7 protein-coding genes and 1 pseudogene are annotated in these 9,208 nt (G+C 71.5%); 2 read left to right on the top strand and 6 right to left on the bottom strand.

The annotated features are described in order from the left end of the window. Positions 1–182: 182 nt before the first annotated feature. The 3 genes and pseudogenes from AC08ON_RS06805 to AC08ON_RS06795 all read right to left on the bottom strand — a co-directional run bounded on the left by AC08ON_RS06805 (position 183) and on the right by AC08ON_RS06795 (position 4,492). The gene (locus AC08ON_RS06805; RefSeq protein ID WP_476606908.1) at positions 183–989 is read right to left on the bottom strand and encodes a DUF305 domain-containing protein; all 807 of its coding nucleotides are present in this window, start codon (positions 987–989) and stop codon (positions 183–185) included. A 40-nt stretch (positions 990–1,029) separates the two neighbouring features. Then, positions 1,030–2,511 (bottom strand): FHA domain-containing protein, encoded by a 1,482-nt coding sequence (locus AC08ON_RS06800; protein ID WP_476606909.1) that lies wholly within the window; start codon positions 2,509–2,511, stop codon positions 1,030–1,032. A 196-nt stretch (positions 2,512–2,707) separates the two neighbouring features. Then, positions 2,708–4,492 (bottom strand): annotated as a pseudogene (locus tag AC08ON_RS06795) (glycoside hydrolase family 15 protein). Between the two features lie 398 nt (positions 4,493–4,890). Here AC08ON_RS06795 and AC08ON_RS06790 point away from each other — a divergent pair. Continuing rightward, entirely contained in the window at positions 4,891–5,439 is a 549-nt protein-coding gene (locus AC08ON_RS06790) for a hypothetical protein (RefSeq protein WP_476606910.1), read from the top strand. A 40-nt stretch (positions 5,440–5,479) separates the two neighbouring features. Here AC08ON_RS06790 and AC08ON_RS06785 read toward each other — a convergent pair whose 3' ends face one another. Both AC08ON_RS06785 and AC08ON_RS06780 read right to left on the bottom strand, forming a co-directional pair. Further along, positions 5,480–5,677 (bottom strand): hypothetical protein, encoded by a 198-nt coding sequence (locus AC08ON_RS06785; protein WP_006541195.1) that lies wholly within the window; start codon positions 5,675–5,677, stop codon positions 5,480–5,482. Between the two features lie 401 nt (positions 5,678–6,078). Then, positions 6,079–7,788 (bottom strand): dolichyl-phosphate-mannose--protein mannosyltransferase, encoded by a 1,710-nt coding sequence (locus AC08ON_RS06780; RefSeq protein WP_476606911.1) that lies wholly within the window; start codon positions 7,786–7,788, stop codon positions 6,079–6,081. A 40-nt stretch (positions 7,789–7,828) separates the two neighbouring features. On the opposite strand from AC08ON_RS06780, the gene rsmI reads away from it, so the two are divergent. Beyond that, positions 7,829–8,743, top strand: a complete 915-nt coding sequence (gene rsmI / locus AC08ON_RS06775) for a 16S rRNA (cytidine(1402)-2'-O)-methyltransferase (RefSeq protein WP_476606912.1) — start codon at positions 7,829–7,831, stop codon at positions 8,741–8,743. A 13-nt stretch (positions 8,744–8,756) separates the two neighbouring features. Here the strand turns inward: rsmI and AC08ON_RS06770 are convergent. Beyond that, a partial coding sequence (locus tag AC08ON_RS06770; protein WP_476616643.1) for a YdcF family protein occupies positions 8,757–9,208 on the bottom strand: 452 nt, incomplete at its 5' end.

The following is a 9,208-nucleotide window of genomic DNA, read 5'->3' as shown; positions in this document are numbered from 1 at the left end:
GGGGCCGCTGGGGGCCGTCCGGCGAACGGAGCCCCCGGCGTCGGCGGCCTCTCGGGCGGTTACATCAGGCATGACGGCGGCCTCCCCTGCCCTGCGACGAGGGGGCTGCCTTCCCCGAGTCCGGTTAGTCCCACTCGACTATACAAAGCCGGTTTCGTCGTGACAGTAGGCGGGTTCGCCGGTCAGGCCCGAGGCGCGCCGAGGCGTACCAGATCGCGCTGCATCTGGTCGATCTCCATCGACTGGGCGAGCACCATTGCCCTGGCCATCGCCCGTACCCGGTCCTCACCGGCGTGCATCGCCGCGTACTGGGCCATGGCCAGCCCCCCACGATGGTGGTGCACCATCAGGGTGAGGAAGAGGACGTCGAGGTCATGGCCCCGGATCGAGGCCAGCCGTTGCAGTTCGGCGGGGGTCGCCATACCCGGCATGCGCGCGGTGTTCCGCGGGTCGCTGGACGCGTCCTGCGCCGCACCCCCGGCCAGGCCCGGCAGGTCCATGCCGGGCCTGGCGGCGCCGTGACCGTCATGACCGCCCGAGGCGCCGTTGACGGTGCGGGAGTCCCGCATCCACCGCATCGGTGTCCCGGAGGTGGACTGGGGCCGCCCCCATCCGGACAGCCATGAGGACATGATGCCGATCTCGCGTTGCTGGGTCAGCGCGATGTCCTGGGCCACGCTGCGGGTGTCCTGGTCACCGCCGTGACTGAACTCGATCATGGCCATCTGCACGGCCTGGGCGTGATGCTCGGACATGTCCCGGGCGAAGCCGACATCGACCGACCCCTCGTCCGGTGACCGGCTGGCGAGGTTGCCCAGCGCCGCGCCGGCCGCCAGCAGGCCGGCTACCACGGCGAGCACCATCGGCGTCCACCACAGCCGGCTTCGGGCCCAGCGGCGTCGCGGCCGCGCGTCACTCCCGCGCGCCGCATCGCCATCGCTGGCTGGCGGGTCGTTGCCGGCTGGCCGGTTGTCGTCCGTCGTCGTCATGAACCCCTCGGCTGGACGGGTGGGTTGCCCGGGCAGGTGGTCAAACGTGCAGGTGGGAGTTGAAGACGAACGTCCGCTTGCCCACCTGCACGCGGGTGCCGGGGATCAGGGGAGCCGGCTGGTGCGGGCTCAGCGGCGTCCACACGGTCGCCTCCGGCGGGGCGATGTAGGTGCCGTTCGCCGAACCCTGGTCGGTGATGACCGCGTCCCAACCGTTGAGGGTGATGACGGCATGCACCCGGGAGACGGCGCTCTCACCGTCCTCGACCGGCAGCGCCCGTGCCTTCCCGGCCCGGACCGCATCGTCGCGGTCCGGCTGGCGGCCGATCACCAGGTCCATGTCGACGTTCATGGTCTGGCCGTCGTCGAAGACGAGGACGCCGACGGGCGGCCGGGGACCCCAGACCGTGCGGGTGTTCTGCTGGGCGAGCGACAGGCCGCACTCGGAGCAGTACGGCGCCTGCGGGTGGTTGAAGTGGCCGTTGGCGCACAGCACACCCTCGACCTGAGGCTCGCCGCTGCTCGGCAGCATCGTCGGTGCCTCGTCGTCCTCGATGAGGTCGGAGACGGTGAAGCTCTGGCCCGGGAGCTGGGTCAGGGCGTCGTGCTCGTCGTCGGTGAGGTCGTCGCCCAGACCGTCGGAGAGGCCCTCGCGGTGGCCGACGGGCCCGGCGTGGCCGTGCCTGCCACCCAGATCGCTCCCGGCACGCGGGACCGAGTCACGCTGGGCCAGCTCGGTGGGCGGATCTTCGTCGAGCTCGTCGAGGTCGGCCGCCTGCGTCGGTTCGGCGGCGGCGCGGCGCCGATGGGCCTCCTCCTCCTTGCTGAGCAGGGGGGCGAGCGCCGGCGGGGTGGTCGGCATCGGATCGGGGGCGCGGGTTCCCGGCGTGGGGATGGGCGCGGCGCCGGTCATCGGCTCCCGGACCGGATCGAATCCGGCGAGCAGCTGCTCGGCGGAGGCCTTCGGCGCGGGCAGCGACGGCGTGTCGCTGAGCAGCAGACTCACCCCGATCCCGGGCACGGCCCCGATGCGCAGGTCAAGCGGGAAACCGAGATCGCCGAGACCGCCGGGGAAACCCGTCGGCCCGACCAGGCCGGTGGGGCCGACGTCGATCCGGCTGATCTCGGTGGGCAGTAGCCGGTCGACCCACGTGGCCGAGTCGACGCCGGAGAGCGTCACTCCGCAGCTGCCCGTCGCGACGACGTCCATCGCCCCGTGGACCAGCGCGGCGACCCGGTCATTGACCGTGGTCAGCAGGCTGAAGTCGGGCACCCGATCCGGATCGGCATCGGCCAGCAGCCCCGCGACCCGACGTACCAGCCGGCGACCCATGGTCGACGCGGTGGCGCCCACCTCGGCAGCGACCTCGGCGCACAGCGCCAGCAGCCTGGTGGTCGTCTCGGCCGTCTCCGCCGGGCCGGCACAGGCGACGATGAGTGCGCCGGGCAGCCGGACGACCACTCCCGTCCGATCTCCGCGCCCGGATTCCACGACCACCCGGAAACGGTCCAGTCCCGCCATGACCTCGCCCCTCGTATCCCGCACCCCGGAGGATCCCGACCTTGAAGGATCCCGCATTCCGAACATCGGTGCCGATCTTCAGGCTATCGGCTCCGGTGCGTGTCCTCGCCGCCTATCCTGCCGTGCCGCGCCGGCACCGGAAACCGCCCGTGCTCACCGCGTACCTGTGGTCACCGCGCACCTGTCCTCGGGTCGGTCACCCCAGCGCGCGGTCGAGATGGATCGCGGCACTGATCAGGGCGAGGTGGGTGAACGCCTGCGGGAAGTTGCCGAGCGCCTCCCCGGAGGAACCGATCTCCTCGGCGTAGAGCCCCACGTGGTTGGCGTAGGTGAGCATCTTCTCGAAGACCATCCGGGCCTCGGCGACCCGACCGGCCCGGGTCAGTGCCTCCACGTACCAGAACGAGCACAGGTTGAAGGTGCCCTCGTCACCCGTGAGGCCGTCGCTGCCGTCCGCGGCGTACCGGCGCACCAGACTGTCGCTGACCAGGTCCCCGCTGAACCGTTCCAGGGTCGACAGGAACCGGGGGTCGGTGGGGCCGGAGAACTTCACCAGCGGCATGCACAGCAGGGATGCGTCCATCCGTGGTGAGCCGGGGAACTCCATGTAGGCGCCGCGGGCGGGGTTCTACGCCTCGTTCTGGACGAACCGGTAGGCCCGCCCGGCGTAGTCCTTCCATTCGTTCGTCGGCCCGGGCAGGCCGCGCTGGCGCGAGATCCGGCAGGCCCGTTCGAAGGCGACCCAGGTCATCACGGCCGAGTAGGTGAAGCGCTGGCGCCCACCCCGGGTCTCCCAGATGCCCTCGTCCGGTTCGTCCCAGTGCCTGGCCAGCCAGTCGAGCTGGCGGCCCAGCGCCTCCCAGAGCTGGAAGGAGATCGGGACCTGCTTGTTGTACAGGTACACCGAGTCCATCAGCTCGCCGTAGATGTCGAGCTGGAGCTGCGTGGCGGCGGCGTTGCCGATGCGCACCGGCTTCGAGCCGCGATAGCCGGACAGCTGGTCGAGGACCAGCTCGTCCAGGTCGGCGTTGCCGTCCACGCTGTAGAGCACGTAGAGCCCGCAGTGCTTGGGTGCCTCGTGACATCGCTGTTCGAGCCAGTCCATGAACGCCGCGGTCTCGTCGGTGAATCCGAGCGCCATCAGCGCGTACACCGTGAAGGCCGCGTCGCGGATCCAGGTGTAGCGGTAGTCCCAGTTGCGCACGCCGCCAAGCTCCTCGGGTAGCGAGGTGGTCGGCGCGGCCACCAGCGCCCCGGTGGGCCGGTAGACGAGCAGCTTGAGGACGAGAGCGCTGCGTAGCACCATCTCCCGCCACCGGCCGTGATAGCGCCCGCGCCGGATCCAGGCCTGCCAGTAGTTCAGCGTCCGGGTGAACAACGTCTCCGCCTCGCCGATGATCAATGGGCGGATGGTCGAGTTCCACTCGAGTACGATGTCGGCACACTCGCCCATCGCCAGCTCGAACTCGGCGACCACCGCCGTGGCCTCGACGCGCAGCGGCAGGGCCGTGCGCAGCACAAGGGTGCCGGCGGTCGACTCGAACACCGCGCCCGAACCGGGCACCAGGGTGACGGTGTGCGGGGCCCGGCCGTAGTCGAACCGGGGGTCGCAGCGCAGCCGGAACGTGGCGGTTCCACGCACCGCTCGGGCCTGGCGGACCACGACGTGCGGTGTCTCGGTGACGTCGCTGTCCACCGGGACCATGAAGTCGATGACCTCACCGACCGCGCGGGGGGCGAGGAAACGGGTCATCAGGATGTTCGAGTCGGGGAGGTAGAGCTGTCTGGCCCGGGAGTCCGGACAGTGGATACGGAACGATCCGCCACGGTCGGCGTCCAGCAGACTCGCGAAAACCGACGGCGCGTCGAAGCGCTGCGGGCAGTACCAGTCGATCGTGCCGTCCGTGGCGACCAGGGCCACGGTACGCAGGTCGCCGATGACCGCGTGCTCTTCGATGGGCGGATAGTCGGTGTCGGGCATTCGTGGGCTCCGCGAAGCGTGACCGGCCGAGGTCGGCCGTGGGGGTTGCGGACAGGGGGGAGGATGGACCGTGCCGTCGCGGCCCGCTAGGAGCCGCCCGCGTCCTCCGACCGCCGCCGGTCGCCACGCGATTCGGTGGCAACCAGGCGAAGGTAACCCGTTGCGGAGTCCACGGGACCATGACCGGGCATAAGCCACAGTGGCCGCGGCGAGCCGGTGAACGTGCGATGCCGGTGGTGGTTCGCGGCCACATCGGTGGCTACCAGGATCGTCGGCACCGGTTCACCGGTTCACCGGTGCGGAACGGTGGTTCCCGGCGCGGGTGTGCGGGTGTTGCGGATGCGCCCTGGTGGGGTCTCGGCGCTCGGGCCCTCACGGCGGCCACCTACGATCACGCCATGGCCGCCCACCCGCCGATCGCCGAGGACGGTCGTGCCGCGTTGGTGATGTTCGCCCGGGGTGACCGGGTCTTCCCCGTCGACGACCTCGGTGGCGGGGTCTGGTCGCGGCGCGGCACGGTACTCGCCGTCCACCCGGCCGGCCGTCGCGAACCGGCCGGGAACGCCGACCCCGTGCGGGTCGAGTCGGCCCGCGGTGTGACCCCCATCACGGCCCGAGCGACTGTGCTGTGGGACGACGGCACCGCGGAGGTGATGGCGGAGGACCAGCTGTGCCTCGTCTACGACCAGGAGGCACCCGTCGGTATCCGGGTCGTCACGCTGCCGATGGTCGAGTCGGTGGACGTGGTGCAGCACGGTGGTCACGTCGTGCTGGTCCTGCGCGACGGTCTACTGACACCCGCCGACGTGGAGATCCTGCGCGGCAAGCTGCGCTCGGTGCGTGCGGCGCTGGCCTCCACGCGGCCGGATCCGTCGTCCGTCGCCGAGCTGCGCCGCCGGGATCTCGACCTGCTGCGGGCCCTGATCGCCCAGCTGACCGGGGGATAGCCCGACACCGGGGGGATAGCCCGGCTCGGTGCCGGATGGCTCAGGACGTCGAATAGGGGCCGGGGCGCACCCCGGGGCCGTAGGCGTTGCCGTTCATGCCGGCTCGCGGCTGCTCGGTCATCGCCTGGCTGACTTTCGACGCGATCGCCTCCGTGAGCCGGATCGCCTGGGTCAGCGACAGGTTCAGCACGATCTCGCTGTCATCGGTCATCGCGAAGCGTACCGACACATCCGCCATGGTGGTTCCTCCCAGTCTCGGCCCGCCCGACACCCGTCTCCGGTGGTTGGAGGTCGGAGGGAGACCCGTTTGGGCGCTCACTGCCGCACGGCCTCGGGGCATGGTGACCGCCCCACCCTCTCGGATCGGCTTCTCGAGCTGTACGCGACCCCCCCGTTCAAGGGTCAGGGCGGTGCTGCTAATGGCGTCCTTGTTCGACTCTTCGTGACCGTCCAACTTCGATAACCCCTGTCGCCGCGGCTGTCGCTGTTCCAGCTTGCCGATTCGTAATGGTTGCATCGCCTACGGTGGTGATGCCACGAATGGGGTGCGGAGTCGTGAGTCGGATCACGTTGAGGCGACGCCGTGGGGCCTCGTCGGGGGTCCACGGGTCGGCACTGTGGGCCTGGTGTGGTGTCCTTTCAGATCCAGCCCGGGAACCACATCCGGGCGCGCCACGAGGAGTAGGGGATCACCTCGGCGGCCAGGATCGGGTAGAAGTACGCGAAGAGCAGCACGACGATGATCGTGTAGACCCCGACCGGCAGCGCCCCGACCAGGCGGCGGGTCTCCGACGCCTCGCGGGGGCCGAGGACAAGCCCGGCCAGCGCCGTGATGGCGAGGACCAGGAACGGCAGCGACGGCAGCGCGTAGAAGAAGAACATCGTGCGGTTCGGGAACAGCAGCCACGGCACGAAGGCCGAGCCGAACCCGACCAGCACCAGGGCCGCCCGCCAGTCCCGCCGGGAGACCCACCAGGCGAGCATCGCGACCAGCGCCGCCGTGCCGACCCACCAGATCGCCGGGTTGCCCAGGGCGATGACCTCCCGGGAGCAGCCGGCCGGATCGTGGCAGCCCGAGGTCCCGTACGCCGGCGAGGAGTAGTAGTACGCGACCGGCCGCGCCATCACCAGCCAGCTCATCGGATGCGACGCGAAGGCGTGCCCCTCGTGGAGTCCCTCGTGGAACTTCAGCACCGCCATCTGGTACTTCCACCAGCCGTGCCACGCGGCGCCGAAACCGTTGCCGTAGTAGTGGCGGTAGTAGCCGCCGTCGGTGACGAACCAGCCGGTCCAGGTGGCGAGGAAGGTCACGATGGGGACGAGTACGAACGCGGCGAACCAGGCCGGGCTGTCCCGGCGCAGTGCTCCCAGCACGGGTCGGCGGGCTCCGGCGGTGCGCCGCGCTCCGATGTCCCACGCGAGGGCGAGCGCCGCGAAGCCGATGATCGTGTAGAGGGCGCTCCACTTCACCCCCATGGACAGTCCCAGGGCCGCCCCGCAGGCCAGCCGCCAGGGGCGGAACCCCAGCCGCGGCCCGTACGTGTCGAGGAGGCGGCCGGCCCGGGTGGGCGGAGCCGTCGTGGTCGGGCCGCCGTCCGGGCCGGCGTCCGTACCGCCGTCCGGGCCGGCGGCCTCGTCCCCCAGGGGTGCTGAGCCGGGGCTGGAACCAACCGGTTCCAGCCGGCCGGCGAGCCGGCGGCGGCCGTCGTCCCGGTCGAGCAGCAGACAGGCCAGCGCTACGACGACGCCGGTCATCAGGAAGATGTCGAGGATCCCGATGCGGCTCTGCACGAACTCCAGCCCGTCGAGGGCGAGGAGCAGACCGGCGAAGCAGCCCAGGAGCGTGGAGCGGAACATCCGTCGGGCGGCGCGGGCGAGGACCAGGACGGCGAGCGTCCCGAACAGCGCGGACGAGAACCGCCAGCCGAGCTCCGGACTGCCGTGCGGGACCCCGGCGCAGTCGGTATAGCCGAACAGGCCCTCGGAGGCGGCCATCAGCCATTTGCCGAACGGCGGATGGACGACGTAGGCCGGGCCGGAACAGGTCGTCGAGTTGATCTCATGCCCGGCCGTCAGCAGGCCCCAGGCGTCCTTGGTGTAGTAGACCTCGTCGAAGTAGATCCCGCGGGGCTCCGTGAGGTGCCAAAAACGCAGCAGCCCGGCGACGATCGCGACGGACAGGGTCGCCAGCCACCCCATGAGCGGCGACCGCGGCATCGGTGGACACAGCCGCTCACGCACCGAGAGCGCCCGACCGCCGGCCGGGCCGGCGGAACCCGGGCCGGTCACCCGCGCCGCGTCCCCGCGACCGGTCGCCGTCCAGGGCAGGTGAGCCGTCGTCGCCGTCACACCGATCAGGGTAGGTCCTGGCTCCTGACAGACTGGTCGGGTGTCCGGGACCCTGGTGCTGTGCGGTGCCCCCATCGGCGACGTCCGGGACGCCAGCCCTCGGCTCGGCGAGATCCTCGCCACCGCGGATGTGATCGCCGCCGAGGACACCCGCCGGGTCCTACGGCTGGCGCACGCGCTCGGCGTGACGGTGTCCGGGCGGATCGTGTCGTGCTACGACGCGGTGGAAGGCGCCCGGGCCGCCCAGCTCACCGACTACCTGCGCCAGGGCGCCACCGTCGCGCTCGTCACCGACGCCGGGATGCCCGCCGTCTCCGACCCCGGGTTCCGGGTCGTGGCCGCGGCCGCCGCCGCGGGGATGGCCGTGACCGTCGTTCCCGGTCCGTCCGCCGTCACCGCGGCCCTGGCCGTCAGCGGGCTGCCGACGGACCGCTGGACCTTCGAGGGCTTCCTGCCGCGCAAGGGCGGCGATCGGCGTGGACGCCTTCGCGACCTGGCCGGCGAGCTGCGGACGATGGTGTTCCTGGAGTCCCCGCACCGGCTCGTGGCCGGCCTGCGCGACCTCGTCGCGGCCTTCGGCGCCGACCGGCCGGCGGTGCTCTGCCGCGAGCTGACGAAGACCTTCGAGGAGATCGTCCGCGGCGACCTCGCCGATCTGCTCGGCTGGGCCACCGACGGCCGGGTCATCCGGGGGGAGTTCACGCTGGTGGTCGCCGGCGGTACCCGGGGCGGGGCCGAACCAGGCGGGGCCGAACCAGGCGGGGCTGGGCTGAGCGGGACTGAACCGATCATCGACGGCAGGATCCTCGTCGCCGAGGTAGCCCGACGAACCTCGGCGGGGATGTCCCCGAAGGATGCGCGCAAGGCCGTGGCCGCCGAGTACGGCGTCTCCCGCAACGAGGTCTATGCCGCGGAGCTCGGCGTCCGGGCCGGGGACCGGGCTGGCGGGCGCTGAGCACGGTTGGCAGTCAGCAGTGGCGTTGGAGAACGAGGGCCTTGCCCAGCGCCGCCCACTCGTAGGCGATCACGTACGGCCAGGCCCGGCGGGGGGGCGGGACCTCCTGCATCCGCGTCTCGCCGTCATAGCAACGGGCGAGGCGCAGCCGGGCGCGCGTGCTCTGCGAGGTCGAGGCGACGACTATGAGTGAATGCCACTCGCGGCGTGCCGCTGCCGCGGAGGTCCACCGCGACTCGCCCTGGGTCGTCCGCGGATCGGGCGAGAAACAGATCACCTCCACCCCGGGAATGGGCCCGGGGCACGGGTCCTTCTCCGTCGGCGCCGAGACCGCGAGCACGGGTGCGTAGCCGGCCCGCGCGAGTGCGACGGCGCGTTCGAGCCGTCCCGGGCTCCCGGCGAACATGACGATCGCGTCCACCGGGGCGGGAGCATCCTGGTGCGGAAAGACGAACAGCCGGGCCG

The organism is Frankia sp. CoWAU3 (genome assembly GCF_977971855.1).
Note: the sequence above shows the minus strand (reverse complement) of the source record. Positions and strands in the feature narration are given on the sequence as shown.